The organism is Pseudomonas sp. 13B_2.1_Bac1, assembly GCF_025466155.1.
GTDB lineage: Bacteria > Pseudomonadota > Gammaproteobacteria > Pseudomonadales > Pseudomonadaceae > Aquipseudomonas > Aquipseudomonas aylmerensis.
Window position 1 is genome coordinate 1 of sequence record NZ_JANLOH010000100.1, and the last position, 22976, is coordinate 22976.

28 protein-coding genes are annotated in these 22976 nt (G+C 60.8%); 11 read left to right on the forward strand and 17 right to left on the reverse strand.

Annotation, left to right across the window (positions count from 1 at the left end):
- Window positions 1-66: 66 nt before the first annotated feature.
- The 10 genes from hisC to NTD80_RS24465 form a co-directional block, all read right to left on the reverse strand.
- On the reverse strand, window positions 67-1119 hold the full coding sequence (gene hisC / locus NTD80_RS24420; protein WP_262135305.1) for a histidinol-phosphate transaminase: 1053 nt from the start codon (window positions 1117-1119) through the stop codon (window positions 67-69).
- Between the two features lie 3 nt (window positions 1120-1122).
- Window positions 1123-2448: a histidinol dehydrogenase gene (hisD, locus tag NTD80_RS24425; protein WP_065900740.1), complete on the reverse strand. Its 1326-nt coding sequence runs from the start codon at window positions 2446-2448 to the stop codon at window positions 1123-1125.
- Between the two features lie 128 nt (window positions 2449-2576).
- Entirely contained in the window at window positions 2577-3212 is a 636-nt protein-coding gene (gene hisG, locus NTD80_RS24430; protein ID WP_003188599.1) for an ATP phosphoribosyltransferase, read from the reverse strand.
- 232 nt (window positions 3213-3444) lie between these two features.
- The gene (gene murA / locus NTD80_RS24435) at window positions 3445-4710 is read right to left on the reverse strand and encodes a UDP-N-acetylglucosamine 1-carboxyvinyltransferase (RefSeq protein WP_065900737.1); all 1266 of its coding nucleotides are present in this window, start codon (window positions 4708-4710) and stop codon (window positions 3445-3447) included.
- A 23-nt stretch (window positions 4711-4733) separates the two neighbouring features.
- The gene (locus NTD80_RS24440) at window positions 4734-4973 is read right to left on the reverse strand and encodes a BolA family protein (RefSeq protein ID WP_017845972.1); all 240 of its coding nucleotides are present in this window, start codon (window positions 4971-4973) and stop codon (window positions 4734-4736) included.
- Between the two features lie 114 nt (window positions 4974-5087).
- Window positions 5088-5393: a lipid asymmetry maintenance protein MlaB gene (locus NTD80_RS24445; protein WP_106805143.1), complete on the reverse strand. Its 306-nt coding sequence runs from the start codon at window positions 5391-5393 to the stop codon at window positions 5088-5090.
- Window positions 5390-6037, reverse strand: a complete 648-nt coding sequence (locus tag NTD80_RS24450; protein ID WP_065900730.1) for a phospholipid-binding protein MlaC — start codon at window positions 6035-6037, stop codon at window positions 5390-5392. The genes NTD80_RS24445 and NTD80_RS24450 overlap by 4 nt, the downstream gene beginning before the upstream one ends.
- Window positions 6038-6048: 11 nt before the next feature.
- Window positions 6049-6516: an outer membrane lipid asymmetry maintenance protein MlaD gene (gene mlaD, locus NTD80_RS24455; RefSeq protein WP_003171814.1), complete on the reverse strand. Its 468-nt coding sequence runs from the start codon at window positions 6514-6516 to the stop codon at window positions 6049-6051.
- Window positions 6516-7313 (reverse strand): lipid asymmetry maintenance ABC transporter permease subunit MlaE, encoded by a 798-nt coding sequence (gene mlaE / locus NTD80_RS24460; RefSeq protein WP_262135306.1) that lies wholly within the window; start codon window positions 7311-7313, stop codon window positions 6516-6518. The genes mlaD and mlaE overlap by 1 nt, the downstream gene beginning before the upstream one ends.
- Entirely contained in the window at window positions 7313-8122 is an 810-nt protein-coding gene (locus tag NTD80_RS24465; protein WP_262135307.1) for an ATP-binding cassette domain-containing protein, read from the reverse strand. Before NTD80_RS24465 ends, mlaE begins: the two co-directional genes overlap by 1 nt.
- Window positions 8123-8433: 311 nt before the next feature.
- Between NTD80_RS24465 and NTD80_RS24470 the strand changes: the two genes are divergently transcribed.
- The 10 genes from NTD80_RS24470 (at window position 8434) to NTD80_RS24515 (ending at window position 15498) form a co-directional block, all read left to right on the forward strand.
- Complete coding sequence (locus NTD80_RS24470; RefSeq protein ID WP_065900727.1) at window positions 8434-9408, forward strand: KpsF/GutQ family sugar-phosphate isomerase; 975 nt, start codon at window positions 8434-8436, stop codon at window positions 9406-9408.
- Window positions 9409-9933: a KdsC family phosphatase gene (locus tag NTD80_RS24475; protein WP_034118123.1), complete on the forward strand. Its 525-nt coding sequence runs from the start codon at window positions 9409-9411 to the stop codon at window positions 9931-9933.
- A gap of 8 nt (window positions 9934-9941) precedes the next feature.
- Window positions 9942-10514, forward strand: a complete 573-nt coding sequence (lptC, locus tag NTD80_RS24480) for an LPS export ABC transporter periplasmic protein LptC (protein WP_065900725.1) — start codon at window positions 9942-9944, stop codon at window positions 10512-10514.
- Window positions 10501-11076 carry a lipopolysaccharide transport periplasmic protein LptA gene (gene lptA / locus NTD80_RS24485; RefSeq protein WP_106805144.1) on the forward strand — a complete coding sequence of 192 codons (576 nt, stop codon included), beginning with the start codon at window positions 10501-10503 and terminating at the stop codon, window positions 11074-11076. The genes lptC and lptA overlap by 14 nt, the downstream gene beginning before the upstream one ends.
- Window positions 11076-11801 (forward strand): LPS export ABC transporter ATP-binding protein, encoded by a 726-nt coding sequence (lptB, locus tag NTD80_RS24490; protein ID WP_016974288.1) that lies wholly within the window; start codon window positions 11076-11078, stop codon window positions 11799-11801. The genes lptA and lptB overlap by 1 nt, the downstream gene beginning before the upstream one ends.
- Before the next feature lie 198 nt (window positions 11802-11999).
- A complete protein-coding gene (locus tag NTD80_RS24495; RefSeq protein ID WP_065900722.1) occupies window positions 12000-13493 on the forward strand; it encodes an RNA polymerase factor sigma-54 in 1494 nt (497 codons plus the stop codon).
- Window positions 13494-13568: 75 nt separating this feature from the next.
- Window positions 13569-13874, forward strand: coding sequence for a ribosome hibernation-promoting factor, HPF/YfiA family (gene hpf, locus NTD80_RS24500; RefSeq protein WP_003171804.1), 306 nt, complete (start codon window positions 13569-13571; stop codon window positions 13872-13874).
- 10 nt (window positions 13875-13884) lie between these two features.
- Window positions 13885-14349: a PTS IIA-like nitrogen regulatory protein PtsN gene (gene ptsN, locus NTD80_RS24505; RefSeq protein WP_065900720.1), complete on the forward strand. Its 465-nt coding sequence runs from the start codon at window positions 13885-13887 to the stop codon at window positions 14347-14349.
- A gap of 2 nt (window positions 14350-14351) precedes the next feature.
- Window positions 14352-15209 carry an RNase adapter RapZ gene (gene rapZ, locus NTD80_RS24510; protein WP_025856309.1) on the forward strand — a complete coding sequence of 286 codons (858 nt, stop codon included), beginning with the start codon at window positions 14352-14354 and terminating at the stop codon, window positions 15207-15209.
- Window positions 15210-15225: 16 nt separating this feature from the next.
- Window positions 15226-15498 (forward strand): HPr family phosphocarrier protein, encoded by a 273-nt coding sequence (locus NTD80_RS24515; RefSeq protein WP_262135308.1) that lies wholly within the window; start codon window positions 15226-15228, stop codon window positions 15496-15498.
- An 87-nt stretch (window positions 15499-15585) separates the two neighbouring features.
- Here the strand turns inward: NTD80_RS24515 and NTD80_RS24520 are convergent, their stop codons facing one another.
- The 6 genes from NTD80_RS24520 to pmbA all read right to left on the reverse strand — a co-directional run bounded on the left by NTD80_RS24520 (window position 15586) and on the right by pmbA (window position 20854).
- Entirely contained in the window at window positions 15586-16479 is an 894-nt protein-coding gene (locus tag NTD80_RS24520; RefSeq protein ID WP_262135309.1) for a ZIP family metal transporter, read from the reverse strand.
- Between the two features lie 34 nt (window positions 16480-16513).
- Window positions 16514-17125 carry a superoxide dismutase gene (locus tag NTD80_RS24525; protein WP_262135310.1) on the reverse strand — a complete coding sequence of 204 codons (612 nt, stop codon included), beginning with the start codon at window positions 17123-17125 and terminating at the stop codon, window positions 16514-16516.
- 1 nt (window position 17126) lies between these two features.
- The gene (locus tag NTD80_RS24530) at window positions 17127-17570 is read right to left on the reverse strand and encodes a hypothetical protein (protein ID WP_262135312.1); all 444 of its coding nucleotides are present in this window, start codon (window positions 17568-17570) and stop codon (window positions 17127-17129) included.
- A gap of 27 nt (window positions 17571-17597) precedes the next feature.
- Window positions 17598-18974, reverse strand: coding sequence for a class II fumarate hydratase (locus tag NTD80_RS24535; RefSeq protein ID WP_106805146.1), 1377 nt, complete (start codon window positions 18972-18974; stop codon window positions 17598-17600).
- Entirely contained in the window at window positions 18967-19362 is a 396-nt protein-coding gene (locus tag NTD80_RS24540; RefSeq protein WP_213550567.1) for a FagA protein, read from the reverse strand. The genes NTD80_RS24535 and NTD80_RS24540 overlap by 8 nt, the downstream gene beginning before the upstream one ends.
- A gap of 145 nt (window positions 19363-19507) precedes the next feature.
- Window positions 19508-20854, reverse strand: coding sequence for a metalloprotease PmbA (gene pmbA / locus NTD80_RS24545; protein ID WP_065900704.1), 1347 nt, complete (start codon window positions 20852-20854; stop codon window positions 19508-19510).
- A 108-nt stretch (window positions 20855-20962) separates the two neighbouring features.
- Between pmbA and yjgA the strand changes: the two genes are divergently transcribed.
- Window positions 20963-21484 carry a ribosome biogenesis factor YjgA gene (gene yjgA, locus NTD80_RS24550; RefSeq protein ID WP_065900703.1) on the forward strand — a complete coding sequence of 174 codons (522 nt, stop codon included), beginning with the start codon at window positions 20963-20965 and terminating at the stop codon, window positions 21482-21484.
- 45 nt (window positions 21485-21529) lie between these two features.
- Here the strand turns inward: yjgA and tldD are convergent, their stop codons facing one another.
- Window positions 21530-22972 carry a metalloprotease TldD gene (gene tldD, locus NTD80_RS24555; RefSeq protein WP_065900701.1) on the reverse strand — a complete coding sequence of 481 codons (1443 nt, stop codon included), beginning with the start codon at window positions 22970-22972 and terminating at the stop codon, window positions 21530-21532.
- Between the last annotated feature and the right edge of the window lie 4 nt (window positions 22973-22976).

Sequence of the window (22976 nt, forward strand, 5' to 3'; positions counted from 1 at the left end):
CGGGGGCGGGGGGGGCGCGGGGCGGCCCCGCGATGAGGCCAGTTCAGTCAATCAAGCACTGAAGTCTTACAACTCACCAAGGCCATCAATCAGCGCCTGGTTCTGCTCCGGCGTACCGATGCTGATCCGCAGGAACTGGGCAATCCGCTCCTGCTTGAAGTGTCGCACGATCACGCCCTGCTCACGCACCTTGGCGGCAAGACCCGCCGCGTCGTGCCGTGGGTGACGCGCAAAGATGAAGTTAGCCGCTGACGGCAACACCTCAAAACCCTTCTCCTCCAATTGAGCGACCAGCTTGTTACGGCTATCGACAACCAATCGGCAGGTCTCCTCGAAGTACTCACGGTCCTCGAACGCCGCCGCCGCGCCGACAATCGCCAGGCGATCCAGCGGATAGGAGTTGAAGCTGTTCTTGACCCGCTCCAGCGCTTCGATCAGGTCCGGGTGGCCCACGGCCAGGCCCACGCGCAAACCGGCGAGTGAGCGCGATTTGGACAGGGTCTGCGTCACCAGCAGGTTCGGGTAGCGGTCCACCAGGCTGATGGCGGTTTCGCCGCCGAAGTCGATATAGGCTTCATCGACCACCACCACCGAGTCCGGGCTGGCCTTGAGGATCTGCTCCACCGCGTCCAGCGCCAGCACGCAGCCGGTCGGCGCGTTGGGGTTGGGGAAGATGATCCCGCCGTTGGGCCTGGCGTAGTCCGACACGCGGATCTGGAACTGCTCGTCCAGCGGCACCGGGGCGGACTTGATGCCATAAAGGCCGCAATAGACCGGATAAAAGCTGTAGCTGATATCCGGGAACAGCAGCGGCAGATCGTGCTGGAACAGGCCATGGAAGATGTGCGCCAGGACTTCGTCGGAACCGTTGCCAAGGAACACCTTGCCGGCGTCGATCCCGTAATACTTGGCCACCGCCTGCTTGAGCAGGTCGCTGTTGGGGTCCGGGTACAGGCGCAGGTTGTCGTTCAACTCGGCCTGCATCGCCGCGAGCGCCTTGGGCGACGGGCCGTAGGGGTTTTCGTTGGTGTTGAGCTTGACCAGCTTGGTCAGCTTGGGCTGTTCGCCAGGCACGTAAGGCACCAGGTCCTTGACGAAGGGGCTCCAGAATTTGCTCATGTCTCAGTTCCCCTGCTTGTCTTCAAGGATGCGATATTCGGCGCTGCGGGCGTGCGCGCTGAGGGATTCACCACGGGCCAGCACCGACGCGGTCTTGCCCAGCTCGGAAGCGCCTTGTGGCGAGCAGAAGATGATCGACGAACGCTTCTGGAAGTCATACACCCCAAGCGGCGACGAGAAACGCGCGGTGCCCGAGGTCGGCAACACGTGGTTGGGGCCCGCGCAGTAGTCGCCCAGGGCTTCGCTGGTGTGGCGGCCCATGAAGATCGCACCGGCGTGACGAATCGATGGCAGCCAGGTTTGTGGGTCGGCAACCGACAGCTCCAGGTGCTCCGGCGCAATGCGGTTGGCCACTTCGATGGCCTGTTCCATGTCACGCACCAGGATCAGCGCGCCACGGCCATTGATCGACTTCTCGATGATTTCGGCGCGCTCCATGGTCGGCAGCAATTTATTGATGCTGGCGGCTACCTTGTCGAGGAATTCGGCGTCGGGGCTGACCAGAATCGCCTGGGCGTCTTCGTCGTGCTCGGCCTGGGAGAACAGGTCCATGGCAATCCAGTCCGGATCGGTCTGGCCATCACACACCACGAGGATTTCCGACGGGCCAGCGATCATGTCGATACCGACCTGGCCAAACACGTGGCGCTTGGCAGTGGCGACGTAGATGTTGCCCGGACCGACCACCTTGTCGACCTTCGGCACGCTCTCGGTGCCGTAGGCCAAGGCGGCAACAGCCTGCGCGCCGCCGATGGTGAAGACGCGGTCGACCCCGGCGATGCAGGCCGCAGCCAGCACCAGCTCGTTGATTTCGCCGCGCGGGGTCGGTACCACCATGACCACTTCGGTCACGCCCGCCACTTTGGCCGGGATCGCATTCATCAGCACCGACGACGGGTACGACGCCTTGCCGCCAGGCACGTACAGGCCGGCACGATCCAGTGGCGTGACCTTCTGGCCCAGCACGGTACCGTCGGCTTCGGTGTAGCTCCAAGAATCCTGCTTCTGTTTTTCGTGGTAGCTGCGCACCCGCGCTGCGGCCACTTCCAGGGCTTCGCGCTGCGGCGCAGTGATGCGCGTCAGGGCCAGCTCCAGGCGTTCGCGCGGCAGGATCAGGTCGGCCATGGACTTCACGTCCAAGCCGTCGAACTGGCGGGTGAAGTCCACCAACGCCGCGTCACCGCGTTCGCGCACGGCCTTGATGATGTCGAGCACCCGCTGGTTGACCGAATCGTCGGACACGCTTTCCCAGCTCAGCAGATGATCCAGATGATGGGCGAAATCCGGGTCGGCAGCGTTGAGTCGGGCAATTGCAGTGGACGTGGTCATAGCGAGGGCCTCAATAGAATTGGCAAAAACTCAGGCGCCCTAAACTAGCAGTCGTTTCCGCTTGGGCACCTGAGAATTCTGGCTATGAGGCGGATAGACGGGCGCAGCCTTCCGGCTACGCGGGTGAGTCAACCGCGGTGTCGAGACTCCACTGCCTTGCGCAGGGTGTCGATCAACGCCTGGATACGGGCGTGCTGCATTTTCATGGAGGCTTTGTTGACGATCAGGCGAGAGCTGATGTCGGCAATGAAATCCTGCGGCTCCAAACCGTTGGCGCGCAGGGTGTTGCCGGTGTCGACCACATCGATGATCTTGTCGGCGAGGCCAATCAGCGGCGCCAGCTCCATCGAGCCGTAGAGCTTGATGATATCGACCTGGCGGCCTTGCTCGGCGTAGTAACGCTTGGCGACGTTGACGAACTTGGTGGCCACTCGCAGGCGCCCCTTGGGCTCGACGTCACCGACACGGCCGGCCGTCATCAGCTTGCACAGGGCAATGCGCAGGTCCAGCGGCTCGTACAGGCCCTGGCCACCGTATTCCATCAGCACGTCTTTGCCGGCGACACCCAGGTCGGCCGCGCCATGTTCAACGTAGGTCGGCACGTCGGTAGCCCGCACGATCAACAGGCGCACGTCGTCCTGGGTCGTGGGGATGATCAGCTTGCGGCTCTTGTCCGGATTCTCGGTCGGCACGATGCCCGCTTCAGCCAGAAGCGGCAAAGTGTCGTCAAGGATGCGGCCCTTGGACAGTGCGATGGTCAACATGGGAAACGTCAGTCCTTCATCAGGCTATTGCTGTCCGGTCACAAACGGCGCCAGACACAGATCGAGGCCATTACAGCCTCGATTTGAAACAAACCATTTAACAACAAACACATTCCCGTGGCGAGGACGCTTGCTCGCGCCGGGGCGCGAAGCGACCCTGGAAATGGGACTGCCGCGCAGTCCAGCGGGAGCAAGCTCCCTCTCCACAGTGAAGGTGTTTGCAGTGCCGGGACTAGCCCGGTACGCGGCGGATTTTCGCGCCGAGCATCTGCAGTTTTTCTTCGATGCACTCGTAACCACGGTCGATGTGGTAGATGCGGTCGATCAACGTGTCACCTTCGGCGATCAGCGCCGAGATCACCAGGCTGGCCGAAGCGCGCAGGTCGGTCGCCATCACTGGCGCGCCCTTGAGCTTCTCGGTGCCGGTAACGATAGCGGTGTTGCCTTCGACCTGGATCTTCGCGCCCATGCGGTGCAGTTCGTACACGTGCATGAAGCGGTTTTCGAAGATGGTCTCGATCACGGCACCGGTACCTTCGGCAATCGCGTTCAAGGAGATGAACTGCGCCTGCATGTCGGTCGGGAACGCCGGGTACGGAGCGGTACGCACGTTCACGGCTTTTGGCCGCTTGCCATGCATGTTCAGCTCGATCCAGTCGGCACCGGTGGTGATTTCAGCACCGGCTTCCTTGAGTTTTTCCAGCACGGCTTCAAGGATGGTCGGATCAGTGTCCTTGACCTTGACGCGACCACCGGTGACGGCAGCGGCAACCAGGTAGGTACCGGTCTCGATGCGGTCCGGCATCACCTTGTAGGTGGCCGAGTGCAGGCGCTTGACGCCTTCGATGGTGATGGTGTCGGTGCCGGCGCCGGTGATGTTGGCACCCATGGCGATCAGGAAGTTGGCCAGGTCGACCACTTCCGGCTCGCGCGCGGCGTTTTGCAGGACGCTGCGACCGTTGGCCAGGGCAGCCGCCATCATGATGTTCTCGGTACCGGTCACGCTGACGGTATCGAAGAAGAAATTGGCACCGCGCAAGCCGCCTTCCGGCGCCTTGGCCTTGATGTAGCCGCCTTCGACGTCGATGGTTGCACCCATGGCCTCGAGGCCACGGATGTGCAGGTCAACCGGACGCGAGCCAATCGCGCAACCGCCAGGCAGGGCGACTTCAGCTTCGCCGAAACGGGCAACCATCGGGCCCAGCACCAGGATCGACGCCCGCATGGTTTTCACCAGTTCGTACGGAGCGATCAGGGTCTTGATGGTGCGCGGGTCGATTTCGACGGCCAGTTTCTCGTCGATCACCGGCTCAATGCCCATGCGACCGAACAACTCGATCATGGTCGTGATGTCATGCAGGTGCGGCAGGTTGGCCACGGTCACCGGGCCATCGCACAGCAGGGTCGCTGCCAGGATCGGCAAGGCGGAGTTTTTCGCACCGGAGATGCGGATCTCGCCATCAAGGCGGGCACCGCCGGTAATAATCAATTTATCCATAAGAATCTCGACGCCTTGGGGGCTCAGGTGCGCTCGGCCCAGGCCGCGCGGCTGAAAAATTTCATAGTGACCGCGTGGATGCTGCCATCGGTGATCCACGGGTTCAAATGGGCATAGACCTGCTGTTGACGCTTGACCGGGCTCAATGCCGCCAGTTCATCGCTAATCACGTTCAGCTGGAAGTTGCAGCCTTCGCCTTCAACTTCTACGTTCGTTTCCGGCAGCTTTCCTTCAAGGAAGCTTTTAACTTCTAGGGCCTGCATGCTCAACCTCTATCGGCGCCCAGTGCGCACGGGTCGCACATCATACAAAAAAGCCCCGCGCCTGCGAACCCCGCATAGCAGGACTCTGACGGGGGGCTTCTTTAATAATGTGTATTAAGGATGCGCCAACAGTTCGGTCAAACCGGAAACTTCGGCAATTTCACGCATGTCTTCGGGCAATGCACGGATGCTGACCGGCTTTTTGGCCGCCTCGGCATCGCGCATGAAGCACAGCAGCAACGACAGACCGACACTGCTGGACTTGGTCACCGCCGAACAATCCAGCACCAGCGCAGGCGCGGTGCTGGTCTTGATCAGCGCCTGGCCCTGCTTGCGCAGGTCAGGCCCGGTGCGGTAATCCAGCACGCCGCTGATGAACAGCTCGCCAGCGTCGCCGAGACGAACAGCCGACTCGGTCATTGCGCGGGCTTCCCGGCGGCTTTGTCGGTCTCTTCCTTGGCCTTGGCGACTTCACCGGCCCAACCATTGATGGTTTTGTCCAGGTCGTTGCCATTGCGCTGCATCGCGTCAGCGAACTGGTCACGGAACAGCTTGCCGATGTTGATACCGTTGATGATCACGTTGCGCAGTTTCCACTCGCCGTTGACCTTCTCCAGTGTGTACTGCACAGGATAGACCGCGCCGTTGTTGCCCTTGACGGTCATGCCAACGCTGGTGCGATCGCCGGACTCATCCTTGGCTGGATCAACGGTGATGCCCTGGTTGTTGTACTCAAGCAGTGCATTGCCGTAGAACTGGAACAGGCCTTTCTTGAAGTTTTCCTGGAACGTCTGCATCTGCGCAGGCGTCGCCTTGCGCGAATACTTGACGGTCATGATGCTGCGCGAAATGCCTTCGGCATCAACGACCGGGCCGACGATGGTGTTGAGCGCGTCGTAGAACTTGCTGGGATCCTGCTTGTACTGCTCTTTATGGGCAGTCAGGTCGGCCAGCATCTTGTTGGTCGTGTCCTGCACCAGATCGTGCGCAGAACCCGCCGCGTTAGCCATCAACGGCAGCGCCGCCAGCAGTACCAGGAGGCCACGTCGCAAGGTAGAGATCATGTACAGATTCCTCATTTGGCGTCTTTATTGACCGTATTGAGCAGGAATTTACCGATCAGGTCTTCAAGTACCAACGACGACTGTGTGTCGTGGATTGTCGAGCCATCCTTGAGCAAGGCTGTTTCCCCGCCCACGCTGACACCGATGTACTTCTCGCCCAGCAGACCCGCAGTGAGGATAGATGCAGTGGAGTCGGTCGGCAGATTATCTACCTTCTTGTCCAGTTGCATCGTCACTCGACCGGTGAAGCTGTCGCGATCCAGATCGATTGCCGTGACCTTGCCGATGGTGACACCGGCCATGGTCACTTTAGCTCTGACAGTCAAACCGGCGATATTGTCGAAGTACGCGTAAAGTTTATAGGTGTCGGCGGTGGGGCTCGCCGAAAGACCACTGACTCGCAGGGCCAGCAACAATAAAGCCAGGATGCCAGCCAGCAAGAAAAGGCCGACACCGATTTCCACAGTGCGGTTTTGCATCAGAAATCTCCAAACATCAAGGCGGTCAAAATGAAGTCAAGGCCCAGTACCGCCAGCGAGGCGTACACAACGGTCTTGGTGGTGGCGCGACTGATCCCTTCTGAAGTGGGCTCACAGTCGTAGCCTTGGAATACGGCGATCCAGGTCACTACAAAGGCGAAGACGATGCTTTTTATGATGCCGTTGAGCACGTCGCCGCTGAAGGTCACGCTGTTCTGCATGTTGGCCCAGTAGGAACCGTCATAGACGCCCAGCCAGTCCACTGCCACCCACGAACCGCCCCAGATACCCACCACGCTGAAGATCATCGCCAGCAATGGCAGGGAAATGAAGCCGGCCCACAGGCGCGGGGCAACAATGTACTTGAGCGGGTCCACGCCGATCATTTCCAGGCTGGACAACTGCTCGGTGGACTTCATGTTGCCGATTTCAGCCGTCAGCGCCGAACCCGCACGCCCCGCGAACAGCAGCGCGGTGACCACCGGCCCGAGCTCACGCAGCAACGTCAGGGCAACCATCTGCCCTACCGCCTGCTCCGAACCGTAGCTGGAGAGGATATTGAAGCCCTGCAGCGCCAGCACCATGCCGATGAACACACCGGAGACCACGATGATCACCAGGGACATGACGCCCACGGCATGCAGTTGCTTGACCAGCAGGCCAAAGCCGCCCCCGATGCCGCCGGGGCCGAGCAAGGCGTGGAACAGGAAAATCGTCGAGCGGCCCAGGACTTCGACAATGTCGATGCCGGAGCGACCGAAAAGGCGGACCTTTTCGATAAGAGATGTCTTGCGCATCAGCGCTTCCCCAGAAGATCTGAGCGGTAATCCGCTGCCGGAAAGTGAAAAGGCACCGGGCCATCGGGATCGCCGGTCATGAATTGGCGAATGCGCGGATTGTCTGCGTTCATCAGTTCTTCTGGCGTACCCTGGCCCAGTACCTGGCCATCGCCAACTACATAGAGGTAATCGGCAATGCTCGCGGTTTCTGCAAGGTCGTGGGACACCACGATGCTGGTGATGCCAAGGGCGTCGTTGAGCAGGCGAATCAGGCGTACCAGCACCCCCATGGCAATCGGGTCCTGGCCGACGAAGGGCTCGTCGTACATGAGGATCTGCGGATCGAGGGCAATCGCACGCGCCAGGGCGACCCGGCGCTTCATGCCGCCGGACAGCTCGTCGGGCATCAGGTCGATGGCACCGCGAAGGCCGACGGCCTGCAGTTTCAGCAACACGATGTCACGAATCATTTCGTCAGGCAGCTGCGTATGCACCCGCAGCGGAAAGGCCACGTTCTCGAACACATCGAGGTCGGTGAACAGCGCGCCGCTCTGGAACAGCACACCCATGTGCTTGCGCGCATCGAACAGATCGCTGCGCGACAGTGTCGGCAGATTCTGGCCGTTGACCCACACTTCGCCGGCGCTGGGACGCAATTGCATGCCCATCAGGCGCAACAGGGTGGTCTTGCCGCAACCGGAAGGCCCCATGATGCCCGTGACCTTGCCGCGGGGAATGCGAATATCGACGTTCTCAAAGATGCTGCGCGTCCCGCGCTTGAAGGTCAGTCCCTTCAGCTCGACCGCGTAGGCGTTATCGGCACTCATCTAAACTCCTTGGGATGCAGCCTCTCACTCAGACACCACGCTTGCGACAAACGTTTGCAACGATTGCGCAATTGATAGCCACATGGGCTGGGCGGACCGAACTGGCGGCGAACTATATCACTGCTGGTACAACGCGCCCAAGGCCGGAACTGCGCTTGTTCAGATTGGGGACAGCGAAAAAACGTTGCCGGCTGTGTTACTGAAGAATGAATCTCAGGCATCAGGTGAATAAAGCCTGACGAACTTGCGTGAGGGAATCGATCATTACCGTTATAATCGCCGACTTTTCGTCAGGCTATACGATTTCAGACATGAGCCAATCCAGCGACCTTATTCAATCCGCACAACGCACCATCCGCCTAGAGCTTGAAGCCGTGGAAGGCTTGCTGGCGCATATCGACGCGGATTTCGTACGCGCTTGCGAGATGATTCTGGCCAGCAAGGGCCGCGTTGTCGTGGTCGGCATGGGCAAATCAGGTCACGTCGGCAACAAGATCGCCGCGACCCTGGCCAGCACCGGGACCACCGCGTTTTTCGTGCACCCGGCCGAAGCCAGCCACGGCGACATGGGCATGATCACCAAGGATGACATCATCCTGGCACTGTCCAACTCCGGCACCACCAACGAAATCGTGACCCTGCTGCCGCTGATCAAGCGCCTGGGCATCCAGATGATCAGCATCACCGGCAACCCGGAATCGACGCTGGCCAAGGCCGCCGAAGTGAACCTCAATGTTCACGTGGCCCATGAAGCCTGCCCGCTGAACCTGGCGCCGACCTCCTCCACCACCGCAGCCCTGGTGATGGGCGATGCGCTCGCCGTGGCATTGTTGGAAGCACGTGGTTTTACCGCGGAAGACTTCGCATTTTCCCACCCAGGCGGCGCCCTGGGCCGGCGCCTGCTGCTCAAAGTGGAAAACGTCATGCATTCGGGCGATGAATTGCCCCACGTCCCGCGCGGCACTCTGCTGAAGGACGCGCTGATGGAAATGACCCGCAAGGGCCTGGGCATGACGGTCATCCTGGAAGCCGACGGACGCCTGGCCGGGGTCTTCACCGACGGCGACCTGCGCCGCACCCTGGACCGCACCATCGACATCCATACGGCGACCATCGATGCCGTGATGACGCCCCACGGCAAGACCGCGCGCCCGGACATGCTGGCCGCCGAAGCCCTGAAGATCATGGAAGACCACAAGATTGGCGCACTGGTGGTGGTCAATGCCGACGACCGCCCGATCGGCGCCCTGAACATGCACGACTTGCTGCGTGCAGGAGTGATGTAAATGACCAGCGACCTGTTGCAACGCGGCAAAAACATCAAGCTGGCGATTTTCGACGTCGACGGCGTGCTGACCGATGGCCGCCTGTACTTCCTCGAAGACGGCAGCGAATTCAAGACGTTCAACACCCTCGACGGCCAAGGCATCAAGATGCTGATGGCAGCGGGCGTGCAAACCGCGATTATCAGCGGCAGAAAGACCCCCGTTGTGGAACGCCGCGCACAAAACCTGGGGATTCCTCACCTGTATCAGGGCCGCGAGGATAAACTGGTGGTCCTGGACGAGCTTCTTGGCCAACTCAACCTAAGCTATGAGCAGGTCGCCTACCTGGGCGATGACCTGCCTGACCTGCCGGTCATTCGCCGAGTGGGCCTGGGCATGGCCGTCGCCAATGCGGCGGCCTTTGTCCGCGAGCACGCCCATGGCATCACCACCGCGCGTGGTGGCGAAGGTGCCGCCCGCGAGTTCTGCGAGCTGATCCTGCGTGCCCAGGGCAGCCTTGAAGCGGCCCACGCCGCCTACTTATAGAGCGTTTTATGCTGAGTAAAAAGATTCGCAACTTCCTGCTATTCGGGGTCATCGCCGCGCTGTTCCTGGCGGTGGGCTACTGGAATATCAGCCCGGAGCGCTTTCTCGACCAGCCTGCTGCGCAGGTCGACGAAGGGGCTATCGACTACTACGCCATCAATGCCAAGAGCGTGCAGTTCCTGCCCGATGGCAAGGTGCAGTACGAGATGACGTCGGACAAGGTCGAGCATTTGAAGGCCACCGAAGTGACCCTTCTGACCAACCCGGACATGAACATCTACCGTGGCACCGAGTTTCCGTGGCACGTCACCAGCAAGCGTGGCGAGGTCAACCCGGACGGCACCCAGGTAGAACTGATCGACTCGGTACGTGTTGCACGCACCGATGCGAAAAACCGCGACACCGTGATTACCAGCAGTCGCATGACCGTATTCCCGCAGAAGCAATATGCGCAGACCGAGCAAGACGTTAGAATCGACGGCGCTGGCGGTGTATCGACTGGCAAGGGAATGAAAGCGTATTTGAAAGAAAGCAGGATACACCTGCTATCGAACGTAAGAGGACAGTATGAGGCTCGTTAAAACTCTCCCTATTTTGCTCGGTCTGGGCGCAGCACTGGGAAGCGTGAGCGCCTGGGCTCTGCCGAACGATAGCCAGCAACCGATCCACATCTCGGCCGACGATGCGCAGCTGGATGACAAGCAAGGCGTCGCCACCTACACCGGCGGCGTGATCATCACCCAAGGCTCGATGAAGATCACCGGCAACACGGTGACCCTGACTCGCACCCAATCCGGCGACATCGACGTGGTGACGTCAGTGGGCAACCTGGCTTACTTCGAACAGAAGCAGTCCGCGACCGATACCGGCCCGATGAAAGGCTATGGCAAGACCATCCAGTATCACGCCCAGCAGAATCGCATCGTGCTGATCGACCAGGCCAAGGTGCTCAGCCCCGACGGCAACTCCACGGAAGGTGAAAAGATCACCTATGACACCGTGAAGCAGGTCGCCAACGCCGGCCGCGCCACGGGCAGCAAGCTCAGCGCACCGCGTCCACGCATCGACATGGTTATCCAGCCGAAGAAGAAAGACGGCGCTGCCCAGCCTGCGCCTAAACCCGATGCGAAGAAGGCGAACTAATGGCAACCCTGAAAGCCCAGCATCTGGCCAAGGCTTATAAAAGCCGCCAGGTCGTGCGCGACGTCAGCCTGTCGATCGACAGCGGCCAGATCGTCGGCTTGCTCGGCCCCAACGGCGCCGGCAAGACCACCTGCTTCTACATGATCGTCGGCCTGGTCCAGGCGGACCAGGGTCGCGTCCTGATCGACGACCTCGACGTCAGCCACCAGCCGATGCACGGCCGCGCCCGCGCGGGCATCGGCTATCTTCCGCAAGAAGCGTCGATCTTCCGCAAGCTGTCGGTCTCCGACAACATCATGGCGATCCTCGAGACCCGCAAGGAACTCGACCGTGACGGCCGTCGCAAGGAGCTGGAAAGCCTGCTGCAGGAATTCCATATCAACCACATCCGCGACAACCTCGGCATGAGCCTGTCCGGTGGTGAGCGTCGCCGCGTGGAAATTGCCCGGGCGCTGGCCACTGCACCCAAGTTCATCCTGCTGGACGAACCGTTTGCCGGTGTCGACCCGATCTCGGTGGGTGACATCAAGCAGATCATCCACCACCTCAAGGCCAAGGGCATTGGCGTGTTGATCACTGACCACAACGTCCGTGAGACCCTCGATATCTGCGAAACCGCGTATATCGTCAACGATGGCCAGCTGATCGCCGAAGGCGACTCCGCCACTATCCTGGCCAACGAACTGGTCAAGGAAGTGTACCTGGGTCACGAGTTCCGCCTGTAAGCCTGCCTGTTTGAAAAAGGCGGTGGCAGGCCGTTCGCCAAGGTGCGCGGGAGTCAATGAAAACCTCCGGATTTTTATTGTTACCGCGCTCTAGGCAAAGCCCCCGATATCAGGCATATAATTTGCTTATGTTTGGCGCTCACGCGCCCTGTCGTGGATGGCGCATTGCGCCGGCGAATAAGGTGTTAAGCCCCTGCCATGAAACCATCGCTAGTCCTGAGAATGGGCCAGCAGCTGACGATGACACCGCAGCTGCAACAGGCCATCCGCCTGCTCCAATTGTCGACCCTGGACCTGCAACAGGAAATCCAGGAGGCCCTGGAGTCCAATCCGATGCTCGAACGCCAGGAAGAAGGCGACGACTTCGATAATGCAGACCCGCTGGCCGACAACATCGAGCAAAAACCCAATTCCGACGTGCAGGAACCCTCCTATCAGGAAACCGCCCCAACGGTGGATAACCTCGAGGAAGGCGACTGGAACGAACGCATCCCCAACGAACTCCCCGTGGACACCGCCTGGGAAGACGTCTACCAGACCAGCGCCAGCAGCCTGCCCAGCAACGACGATGACGAATGGGACTTCACCACGCGCACCTCAGCCGGCGAGAGCCTGCAGAGCCATCTGCTGTGGCAACTGAACCTGGCGCCGATGTCGGACACCGATCGCCTGATCGCCGTGACCCTGATCGACTGCATCAATAACCAGGGTTATCTGGACGAAACGCTCGAAGAGATCCTCGAAGCCTTCGATCCGGAGCTGGATATCGAGCTGGACGAGATTGAAGCCGTCCTGCACCGCATCCAGCAGTTCGAGCCCGCCGGCATTGGCGCGCGCACCCTCAGTGAATGCCTGTTGCTGCAACTGCGCCAACTGCCAGCCAAGACCCCTTGGCTGGTCGAGGCCCAGCGCCTGGTGACCGACTATATCGACCTGCTCGGCAGCCGCGACTACAGCCAGCTGATGCGCCGCATGAAGCTCAAGGAAGACGACCTGCGCCAGGTCATCGAACTGGTGCAGAGCCTCAACCCGCGTCCGGGCTCGCAGATCGAGTCCAGCGAAGCCGAATACGTGGTGCCTGACGTGATCGTGCGCAAGGACAACGAGCGCTGGCTGGTGGAGCTGAACCAGGAATCCGTGCCACGCCTGCGGGTCAACCCGCAATATGCCGGTTTTGTGCGCCGCGCCGACACCAGCGCCGACAACACCTTTATGCGCAACCAATTGCAGGAAGCGCGCTGGTTCATCAAGAGCCTGCAAAGCCGCAACGAAACCCTGATGAAAGTCGCCACCCAGATCGTCGAGCATCAGCGCGGCTTCCTGGAATATGGCGACGAAGCAATGAAACCGCTGGTCCTGCACGATATCGCCGAGGCGGTGGGCATGCACGAATCGACGATCTCGCGGGTGACCACGCAAAAATTCATGCATACCCCACGCGGTATATATGAGCTGAAATACTTTTTCTCCAGCCATGTCAGCACCTCTGAAGGCGGCGAATGCTCGTCCACGGCGATTCGCGCGATCATCAAAAAACTGGTTGCCGCGGAAAATCAGAAAAAGCCGTTGAGTGACAGCAAGATCGCTGGTTTACTGGAGGCACAAGGCATTCAGGTCGCCCGTCGAACCGTCGCCAAGTACCGCGAATCCCTTGGGATCGCGCCTTCCAGCGAGCGAAAGCGTTTGATGTGACGGGCGGGCCAAAGCGTTCCAGTGGCAGGCACCCCGGCCTGCCGCTTTATGCACTGGCAACGAAGGAGAAGCTGTATGCAAGTCAACATCAGTGGACACCAGCTGGAAGTCACCAAGCCCCTGCGTGAGTACACCGAGAGCAAGTTGAACAAACTTGCGGGGCATTTTGACAAGATCACCAACGTGCAGGTCATCATGGAGGTCGATAAGCTCAAGCAGAAAATCGAGGCCACCCTGCACGTACCGAATGCCAAGCTCGTCGCCAATGCGGAACATGAGGACATGTACGCGGCGATCGACTCGCTCTACGACAAGCTGGACCGCCAACTCATAAAGCATAAGGAAAAGAATCTGCACCTGATGCAAGGTACAGGTCGTTAACTCTCCCCCCATGATCCGACTTGAAACCATCCTGACCCCCGGCCGTTCCCTCGTGAACGTGCCGGGCGGCAGCAAAAAGAAAGCCCTCGAAGAAATTGCCAAACTGATCCATGGCCAAGTGCCTGAATTGGATGAGCAAGTTGTCTATGAGTCGCTGATCGCCCGTGAAAAACTGGGTTCGACCGGTTTTGGTAACGGCATCGCCATTCCACACTGCCGCCTGCAAGGCTGTGAAACACCTGTCAGCGCCTTGCTGCACATGGAAAAACCTATCGATTTCGACGCCATCGACGGCGCCCCGGTCGACCTGCTGTTTGTACTGCTGGTCCCACAGGCTGCCACCGATGCGCACCTGGAGCTGCTTCGGCAGATCGCCAGCATGCTCGACCGCAAGGAAGTACGCGACAAACTGCGCAGCGCTGCCACCAGTGAGGCGCTCTATCAGGTTGTCCTGGATGAACAAAACGGGCAGTAATCATGCGTTTGATCATCGTCAGCGGCCGCTCCGGCTCGGGTAAAAGCACCGCCCTCAATGTTCTTGAGGACAACGGTTTCTATTGCATCGACAACCTGCCCGCCGGCCTGCTGCCGGAATTGGCGGAACGTGCGTTGATCCACACCGAACTGGCGCAACCCCTGGTCGCTGTTTCGATTGACGCCCGCAACCTGCCCAGCCACCTCGAGCGCTTCCCGCAATTGCTCGAGGAAGTGCGCGCCAAACACATTCATTGCGATGTGCTGTACCTGGACGCCGACGAAGAGACGCTGCTCAAGCGCTTCTCCGAAACCCGCAGACGCCACCCGCTCAGCAGCCCTCATCGCTCGCTGGCTGAAGCCATCGAAGATGAGACCACGTTGCTGGGGCCGATCATCGACCTCGCCGACCTCAAGATCAACACCACCAGCCTCAACCTGTACCAGCTGCGCGATGCCATCAAGCTGCGCCTGCTGAATCAGCCGGAGCCTGGCACCGCATTTCTCGTGGAGTCTTTTGGCTTCAAGCGGGGCATGCCGGTGGACGCCGACCTGGTGTTCGATGTGCGTTGCCTACCCAACCCCTATTGGAAACCGGAACTGCGTGATCAGTCCGGGCTGGATCAGCCGGTGGCCGATTACCTGGCAGCGCAGCCGGATGTGGAGGAGATGTTCCAGGACATCTCCAGCTACCTGCTCAAATGGCTGCCGCGCTTTGCCGCGAGCAACCGCGCCTATGTCACCATCGCTATCGGCTGCACCGGCGGCCACCACCGTTCCGTCTACCTGACCGAGCGCCTGGGCCAGGTGCTGCAACAAACCCTCAAGAACGTCCAGGTTCGCCACCGCGACCTTAGCTGAAAGGAACACCCCCGCGATGCCCGCTCTGGAAATTGAAATCATCAACAAGCTGGGCCTGCACGCCCGCGCCTCGGCCAAATTCGTCGGTGTTGCCGGGCAGTTCCCCTGTCAGATCCGCGCCGGACGCACCCCGGATTCCATGGTCGACGGCAAGAGCATCATGGCCATGATGATGCTGGCTGCCGGCAAGGGCACCAAGATTCATCTGAAGACCGAAGGTGAGCAGGAAGACGAAGCAATGACCGCACTGGTGGCATTGATCAATAACTTCTTCGACGAAGGCGAATAACCTTCCGTAGGAGCCCGGCTTGCCGGCGATAGAGTCCTTCAAGACCGCGACCGAGCGCCGGCGAGCCGACGCCTAACCGGGAGCGGTTTACCCCACGGCTGTATCCATCACCATCATCAAGCAGAACCCGATGCACAATCCCAGGCTGGCGAGCTTCTCATGACCATTGCGCCGCGACTCCGGGATCACTTCGTGGGTCACCACCAACAGCATCGCGCCAGCAGCCAGGGCCAGGCCCAACGGCAACAGCACCTCGGCCAAACTCACCAGCCATGCGCAAAGCACTGCAAATACCGGCTCCACCAAGCCTGACGCGGCTCCGATCAGGAAGGCCTTGACCCGCGACATCCCGGCCCCGGCCAATACCAACGCAATCACCAGCCCTTCGGGCACGTCCTGCAAGGCAATGCCCATGGCCAAGCTATCGGCGTCCGGCATGCCGCCGCCGGCGGAAACGCCCACCGCCATGCCTTCCGGGATGTTGTGGGCAATAATGGCAAACACGAACAGCCAGATGCGCGGCGGGATCACCGGGTTGTCCGGCGTGCCCACCAACATTTCCGGGCTTGCGCCGGAGACCTTGCGGTCAACCAGATACAACCCGAATGCACCCAGCATGATGCCGAAGCTGATCAAGCCACTGGCGCCCCAGGGCGAGAGCCCGAGGCCTTCAGCCGCGGCAATGCCCGGCACGATCAGCGAAAATGCAGTCGCCGCCAGCATTACCCCGGCGCCAAAGCCCAGCAATGTATCGCTCAACGCCACCGGCATGCGCCGAATCACCAACACCGGCACCGCGCCGAGTGCCGTGCCGAGTGCACAGATTGACCCGCCCTGCAGGGCGCGCAGGATACGCGGCTCCAGGTCCAGCCAGGCCAGTCCATGGGCCACCAACAATGCAGTACCTGCCAATAGCAGCAGCGAGCCAAACGCATAACGAAACATTCGTCCGCTGCTGATCGCCAGTGTTTGCGTGCCCATAGTCGGCCTTAGATCGGGTTATGAAGGGTGAAGATCAGGCCAGGGCGGCCTGATAGCGCGCGGCAACTTCCGGCCAATTGATAACACTGTAGAAGGCATTGATGTATTCCGGGCGACGGTTCTGGTACAGCAGATAGTAAGCGTGTTCCCAGACGTCCAGGCCCAGGATCGGCGTATTGCCGTTCATCAGCGGGCTGTCCTGGTTACCACTGCTTTCCACCACCAGGGTCTTTTGCGGTGTCACGCTCAGCCAGGCCCAGCCACTGCCGAAACGCGTCAACGCGGCTTTGGTGAACGCCTCCTTGAAGCTGTCGAAACCGCCCAGTTGCTCGTCGATGGCCCTGCCCAGCGCGCCTTCTGGCTTGCCGCCACCTTTGGGCGACATCACCGCCCAGAACAACGAGTGGTTGGCGTGGCCACCGCCTTGGTTGATGACCGCCGCACGCAGTTTTTCCGGCAGTTGTTGCACGCTGGAGACCAGTTTCTCTACCGGCCAGCCGGCGAACTCGGTGCCCTCGACCGCAGCATTGAGGTTATTGATGTAGGTCTGGTGGTGCTTGGTGTAGTGAATCTCCATGGTTTGCGCATCGATATGCGGTTCCAGGGCATCGTAGGCGTAAGGCAAGGCAGGCAAGGTGTAGGACATTTCAATGTGCTCCGTAATAAGGACTGTTGCGAGTCGACGCATCCGAGGGCGCCGCAGTGCTGCCCAGCAGCCGATGAGTACGCGGGTACTCGCCGTGGTCGCTGATGAAATTCAACAGCTCGACGTAGGTCTTGCTGCTCTGGCGCAGGGCCGCTTCACGCAATTGCGGGCTCAGGCGCGGGTCCTGCATGGTCTGCAAGAGGCGCTGGTGGATGGCGCAAAGGTATTCGGCGCTCTCCTCCGGCTGGTTCAGGCGCAGGTGCAGGTCCGCCAGGTTGTGATGGGAAATGACGCAGGCCGCCACCGCTTCGTCGGCATCCGCCCAGCGCTCGAACAACACCTGAGCCAAGGCCAGGGCCTGTAGATAGGCCTCGCGAGCGTCTACCAGCTCGCCCTGCATAAAGCAGCGATTGGCCCATTCGATCGTGCGTTTCCAATGCTCCATGGTGAGCCTCCAAAGCAGTGTCGGTGATTACACGCCGCCGGCCGTGAGCTTTTCCGGGTCCAGCAGGACCTCCAGTTGGCTGCGCGGCAAGTCGGTGTGCTCGAGGGCGACATCAATCACCGGGCGGCCTTGCTGATAGGCCTTCTTGGCGATTTCAGCGGCTTTTTGGTAACCAATGATCGGGTTGAGTGCGGTGACCAGGATCGGGTTGCGCGAGAGCGCTTCCTTGAGCTTGGCTTCGTTGACCTTGAAGCTGGCGATGGCCTTGTCCGCCAACAGGCGACTGGAATTGGCCAGCAGCTCCAGGCTGCCGAGCAGGTTCTGCGCGATGATCGGCAACATCACGTTCAGCTCGAAATTGCCCGACTGGCCGGCGATGGTGATCACACTGTCGTTGCCGATCACCTGCGCGGCGACCATTGCAGTTGCTTCCGGGATCACCGGATTGACCTTGCCGGGCATGATCGACGAGCCAGGCTGCAGGCCCTCCAGTTCGATTTCACCGAGGCCGGCGAGCGGGCCGGAGTTCATCCAGCGCAGGTCATTGGCGATTTTCATCAGCGAGACGGCAACGGCTTTCAACTGGCCCGAGACGGCGACGGCGGTGTCCTGGGAGCCAATCAACGCGAACAGATTCTTGCCCGGGGTGAACTTCACGCCGGTCAGGCTGCTCAGTTGCTGGCTGAAGCGCGCAGCAAATTCCGGGTGCGCATTGATCCCGGTACCCACCGCCGTACCGCCCTGGGCCAGGGCCTGCAGGCTCGGCAGCAGGTCCTGCAAATGACCGATATTGGCCTTGAGCTGCTGCGCCCAACCGTTGAGCACCTGGCTCATGCGCACGGGCATGGCGTCCATCAGGTGAGTACGGCCAGTCTTGATGAACGGATGGACTTCTTCGGCCTTCTGCTCGATCACCTGTACCAGGTGCAGCAGTGCCGGCAATGTTTGCTCGTGCAGCACCAGCGCGGCGCTGACGTGGATCGTGGTCGGGATGATGTCGTTGCTGCTTTGCCCGCAGTTGACGTGATCATTGGGATTGACCGCTTCGCCGAGCAAACGGCTGGCGAGGGTCGCGATCACTTCGTTGGCGTTCATGTTGGAACTGGTGCCGGAACCGGTCTGGAAGATGTCCACAGGGAAGTGCTGCATGAAATCGCCTTCGAGCAAGCCCTGGGCGGCATCGACGATGGCCTTGCCCTGCCCTTCGCTGATTTGCTTGAGGTCGACGTTGACCTTGGCGGCCGCGGTCTTGGCCAGGATCAGGGCGCGGATGAACTGCGCCGGCATGCGCTGATGGCTGATCGGAAAGTTGTTCACCGCGCGCTGGGTTTGCGCACCGTACAAGGCCTCGGCCGGCACCTGCAGTTCGCCCATGCTGTCGCGTTCGATACGGGTGTTACTCATCGTTAGATCCTTGCACCAGGTCGGAGTGAGAAATAGACGGCAGCAATTCGCAGGTCGCCAATTGCCAGGCAAAGGCCTGCCAGCGCTTGAGGCGGCAGGCACAGCGGGAGAGTTTTTCCAGGTCGCGCAGCGGGCGCCAGGCCTGGTCCAGGCACAGGGAACGCCAGTGCCAGGGCAAGGCGATGTCGCTGGCGGTGTCGATCAGCAGCCGGAACGACGTTTCAGCGATCGTCCACGGATGGGTGGCCGTGCAACACGCCAGGTATCGCCCTTCGTTGAGGTAATGTTCGATCAGGCGAGGTTCATTCGGATCCAGGCCACAGCGAATCTGACGACTCATCCAGCGCCAGCTCTCCAGGTACGGATCCTCATGCAGGACAGAACTCATGATCCACACTCATTCGGTAATGATATTTATTATTAAATGATATTGAGAATCAACGCAATGGCAGCAGCGTAATCCACCTGTCAGGCAGGCATAAAAAAAGCGCGCTATCCGTGGGATAACGCGCTTTGGTTGAACCTCGCTACGGTCAGCTGCCGGCGACGGTCATCCGTTCGATCAATACCGAACCCGTGCGAATGTTGCTGCGCAGTTCCAAGTCATTGCCGACCGCAACGATCTGCTTGAACATGTCGCGCATATTGCCGGCAATGGTGACTTCCTGGACGGCAAATTGAATCTCGCCGTTTTCGACCCAGAACCCCGCCGCACCGCGCGAATAATCCCCGGTGACCATGTTCAGGCCCTGGCCCATCAACTCGGTCACCAGCAGGCCACGGCCCATGCGCCGCAACAACGCCGCCTGGTCTTCGTCGCCGTGGGTGACGAACAGGTTGTGTACGCCACCGGAGTTTGCAGTGCTCGGCAGGCCGAGTTTGCGGCCCGAGTAGGTGCCCAACACGTAGGACACCAACTCACCTTTCTCGACGAACGGCTTGGCATAAGTCGCCAGGCCATCGCCGTCGAACGCCGAACTGCCCATGGCCCGCATCAGGTGCGGACGTTCGTCGATGGTCAGCCACTCCGGAAACAGCTGCTGGCCGATCGCGCCTTCCAGGAACGATGATTTACGGTACAGGTTGCCACCGGAAATCGCCCCCAGGAAACTGCCGAACAAGCCGCCGGCCAACTCCGCGGAAAACAGCACGGGCACTTCGCACGTCGGCACTGGGCGCGCGCCCAGGCGGCTCGCGGCACGTTGTGCAGCGCGCTGGCCAATACTGGCAGGGTCCGCCAACAAATCGCCCTGGCGATTCACGTCGTACCAGTAGTCACGCTGCATCTGGCCATTGGCCTCGGCGATCATCACGCAGCTCAAGCTGTGTCGAGTGGATGCATAACCGCCGATAAAACCATGGCTGTTGCCGTACACGCGGCAGCCCTGATGGGTGCTCAACGTGGTGCCATCAGCGTTCTTGATGCGGGCATCAGCGTCGAACGCCGCCGCCTCACAGGTCAGTGCCTGCTCGATGGCTTGCTCGGGCGTGATGTCCCAGGCATGGAACAGATCGAAGTCCTTCAGGTCCTTGGCCATCAGCGCTTTATCGGCCAGGCCCGAGCTTTCATCCTCGGAGGTGTGCTTGGCGATTGCCAAGGCGGCGGCCACGGTTTCGCGAATCGCCTCCGGGCCACTCGCCGAAGTGCTGGCGGAACCCTTGCGCTGGCCAACGTACAAGGTGATGCCAAAGCCCTGGTCACGGTTGAATTCGACGGTTTCGACTTCCCGCTGGCGTACCGACGTCGACAGCCCCTGCTCCAGCGACACCGCAACTTCACAGGCGCTGGCCCCCTGGCGCTTGGCCTCGGCAAGGATCTGCTCGACTTGTTCCTGCAGTGCCGGTAACGCTTGCGGACCGACGCTTTGGGCTGCACTCATGGTTTTCTCCACTCAAATTCTGCTTTCGGTTAAGGCCATCGAGCGACCGGGCCGGACAAGCGGCCCCCGACTGGTTATCATGGCGGCGTTTCTTTGCGGACTGCCACCATGGTTGATTCTTACGACGACTCCCTCGATGGGGAGAAAAGCAAATCCCAGGTCAAACGTGAGCTGCATGCTCTGGTTGACCTCGGCGAGCGCCTTACAACGCTCAAGCCGGACTTGATTGCAAAACTGCCACTGACCGACGAAATGCGCCGGGCCCTGGCGGATGCGCCCAAGCACACCGCGAATATCGCGCGTAAACGGCACATCTCGTTTATCGGCAAACTGATGCGCGACCAGGACACTGACGCCATTCTGACCTTGCTCGATCAACTCGATGCCTCCACTCGCCAGTACAACGAACGCTTCCATAACCTGGAACGTTGGCGTGACCGCCTGATTTCGGGCGATGACGCTGTACTGGAGAAGTTTGTAGTGGATTATCCGGACGCGGACCGCCAGCAACTGCGCTCCCTGATTCGTCAGGCCCAGCACGAACTGGCGCAAAACAAGGCTCCGGCCACCAGCCGTAAAATCTTCAAGTACATCCGTGAGCTGGACGAGACTCAACGCGGCCTGCGCTGATCCTCTTCCCCGGGTGGCGACCTTCGCCACCCGGCGCTCCACGGCTTACGACCCCGTGCCACCCACGGTGATCGCATCAATCTTCAGCGTTGGCTGGCCGACACCCACCGGCACCGACTGCCCATCTTTCCCGCACGTGCCCACGCCGCTGTCCAGCGCCAGGTCGTTGCCGACCATCGACACCTTGCTCATGGCTTCCGGGCCGTTGCCAATCAACGTTGCCCCCTTGACCGGCGCGGTAATCTTGCCGTCTTCGATCAGGTACGCCTCGCTGGTGGAGAACACGAACTTGCCACTGGTGATATCCACCTGGCCGCCACCGAGGTTGGCGCAGTAGATACCGCGTTTCACCGAGGCGATGATTTCCGCCGGATCGCTTTCGCCACCGAGCATGTAGGTGTTGGTCATGCGCGGCATTGGCAGGTGCGCATAGGACTCGCGACGGCCATTACCGGTGCGCGCCACGCCCATCAGGCGGGCGTTGAGCTTGTCTTGCATGTAGCCCTTGAGCACGCCGTTTTCGATCAGGGTGGTGCACTCGGTCGGAGTGCCTTCGTCGTCGACACTCAGCGAGCCACGGCGACCGGCCAGGGTGCCGTCATCGACAATCGTGCACAGCTTGGACGCGACCATCTCGCCCATGCGCCCGCTGTAGGCGGAGCTGCCCTTGCGGTTGAAGTCGCCTTCCAGGCCATGACCGACCGCTTCGTGCAGCAACACGCCGGACCAGCCCGATCCCAGCACCACCGGCAACGTGCCGGCCGGCGCCGGAATAGCCTCCAGATTGACCAGCGCCTGGCGCAGCGCCTCACGGGCATACCCCATGGCGCGGTCATCGGTGAGGAAATATCGGTAGTCGGTACGCCCGCCGCCGCCATGGCCGCCGCGCTCGCGACGGCCGTTCTGCTCGACGATCACACTGACATTGAACCGCACCAGCGGGCGCACATCCGCCGCCAGGCCGCCGTCGGTGGAGGCCACCAGGATGCGCTCCCACACACCGGCCATGCTCACGGTGACTTGCTGGATGCGCGGGTCGAGGGCGCGGGTGGCCGCATCGATACGCTTGAGCAAATCGACTTTTTCCGCGCGGCTGATCACTTCCAGGGGGTTATCCGGCGCATACAATTGCGCCACATCCTGGGTGCTGAACGCCTGCACCGTGCCGTTCTGGCCGGCACGGGAAATCGAACGCGCAGCACGCGCGGCCAGGCCGAGGGCCTCCAGGGTGATTGCGTTGCTGTAGGCGAAGCCGGTTTTCTCACCGGACTGCGCACGCACGCCCACGCCTTGGTCGAGGTTGAAACTGCCTTCCTTGACGATGCCATCTTCAAGCGCCCAGGACTCGGAAATCTGCCCTTGGAAATACAGGTCGGCGGCGTCGATGCCGGGTCCGGCCAGATCGCCGAGCACGGTTTGCAGACTTTCGATGGTCACGCCACCGGGTGCCAGGAGGTGTTCACTGACTGAGGACAACAACTCGCTCATAGGT

What these genes read in the sequence shown, in the direction of transcription:
- hisC (WP_262135305.1), bottom strand. Translation starts at nt 1,119, where the DNA reads ATGAGCAAATTCTGGAGCCCCTTCGTCAAGGACCTGGTGCCTTACGTG.
- hisD (WP_065900740.1), bottom strand. Translation starts at nt 2,448, where the DNA reads ATGACCACGTCCACTGCAATTGCCCGACTCAACGCTGCCGACCCGGAT.
- hisG (WP_003188599.1), bottom strand. Translation starts at nt 3,212, where the DNA reads ATGTTGACCATCGCACTGTCCAAGGGCCGCATCCTTGACGACACTTTG.
- murA (WP_065900737.1), bottom strand. Translation starts at nt 4,710, where the DNA reads ATGGATAAATTGATTATTACCGGCGGTGCCCGCCTTGATGGCGAGATC.
- NTD80_RS24440 (WP_017845972.1), bottom strand. Translation starts at nt 4,973, where the DNA reads ATGCAGGCCCTAGAAGTTAAAAGCTTCCTTGAAGGAAAGCTGCCGGAA.
- NTD80_RS24445 (WP_106805143.1), bottom strand. Translation starts at nt 5,393, where the DNA reads ATGACCGAGTCGGCTGTTCGTCTCGGCGACGCTGGCGAGCTGTTCATC.
- NTD80_RS24450 (WP_065900730.1), bottom strand. Translation starts at nt 6,037, where the DNA reads ATGATCTCTACCTTGCGACGTGGCCTCCTGGTACTGCTGGCGGCGCTG.
- mlaD (WP_003171814.1), bottom strand. Translation starts at nt 6,516, where the DNA reads ATGCAAAACCGCACTGTGGAAATCGGTGTCGGCCTTTTCTTGCTGGCT.
- mlaE (WP_262135306.1), bottom strand. Translation starts at nt 7,313, where the DNA reads ATGCGCAAGACATCTCTTATCGAAAAGGTCCGCCTTTTCGGTCGCTCC.
- NTD80_RS24465 (WP_262135307.1), bottom strand. Translation starts at nt 8,122, where the DNA reads ATGAGTGCCGATAACGCCTACGCGGTCGAGCTGAAGGGACTGACCTTC.
- NTD80_RS24470 (WP_065900727.1), top strand. Translation starts at nt 8,434, where the DNA reads ATGAGCCAATCCAGCGACCTTATTCAATCCGCACAACGCACCATCCGC.
- NTD80_RS24475 (WP_034118123.1), top strand. Translation starts at nt 9,409, where the DNA reads ATGACCAGCGACCTGTTGCAACGCGGCAAAAACATCAAGCTGGCGATT.
- lptC (WP_065900725.1), top strand. Translation starts at nt 9,942, where the DNA reads ATGCTGAGTAAAAAGATTCGCAACTTCCTGCTATTCGGGGTCATCGCC.
- lptA (WP_106805144.1), top strand. Translation starts at nt 10,501, where the DNA reads ATGAGGCTCGTTAAAACTCTCCCTATTTTGCTCGGTCTGGGCGCAGCA.
- lptB (WP_016974288.1), top strand. Translation starts at nt 11,076, where the DNA reads ATGGCAACCCTGAAAGCCCAGCATCTGGCCAAGGCTTATAAAAGCCGC.
- NTD80_RS24495 (WP_065900722.1), top strand. Translation starts at nt 12,000, where the DNA reads ATGAAACCATCGCTAGTCCTGAGAATGGGCCAGCAGCTGACGATGACA.
- hpf (WP_003171804.1), top strand. Translation starts at nt 13,569, where the DNA reads ATGCAAGTCAACATCAGTGGACACCAGCTGGAAGTCACCAAGCCCCTG.
- ptsN (WP_065900720.1), top strand. Translation starts at nt 13,885, where the DNA reads ATGATCCGACTTGAAACCATCCTGACCCCCGGCCGTTCCCTCGTGAAC.
- rapZ (WP_025856309.1), top strand. Translation starts at nt 14,352, where the DNA reads ATGCGTTTGATCATCGTCAGCGGCCGCTCCGGCTCGGGTAAAAGCACC.
- NTD80_RS24515 (WP_262135308.1), top strand. Translation starts at nt 15,226, where the DNA reads ATGCCCGCTCTGGAAATTGAAATCATCAACAAGCTGGGCCTGCACGCC.
- NTD80_RS24520 (WP_262135309.1), bottom strand. Translation starts at nt 16,479, where the DNA reads ATGGGCACGCAAACACTGGCGATCAGCAGCGGACGAATGTTTCGTTAT.
- NTD80_RS24525 (WP_262135310.1), bottom strand. Translation starts at nt 17,125, where the DNA reads ATGTCCTACACCTTGCCTGCCTTGCCTTACGCCTACGATGCCCTGGAA.
- NTD80_RS24530 (WP_262135312.1), bottom strand. Translation starts at nt 17,570, where the DNA reads ATGGAGCATTGGAAACGCACGATCGAATGGGCCAATCGCTGCTTTATG.
- NTD80_RS24535 (WP_106805146.1), bottom strand. Translation starts at nt 18,974, where the DNA reads ATGAGTAACACCCGTATCGAACGCGACAGCATGGGCGAACTGCAGGTG.
- NTD80_RS24540 (WP_213550567.1), bottom strand. Translation starts at nt 19,362, where the DNA reads ATGAGTTCTGTCCTGCATGAGGATCCGTACCTGGAGAGCTGGCGCTGG.
- pmbA (WP_065900704.1), bottom strand. Translation starts at nt 20,854, where the DNA reads ATGAGTGCAGCCCAAAGCGTCGGTCCGCAAGCGTTACCGGCACTGCAG.
- yjgA (WP_065900703.1), top strand. Translation starts at nt 20,963, where the DNA reads ATGGTTGATTCTTACGACGACTCCCTCGATGGGGAGAAAAGCAAATCC.
- tldD (WP_065900701.1), bottom strand. Translation starts at nt 22,972, where the DNA reads ATGAGCGAGTTGTTGTCCTCAGTCAGTGAACACCTCCTGGCACCCGGT.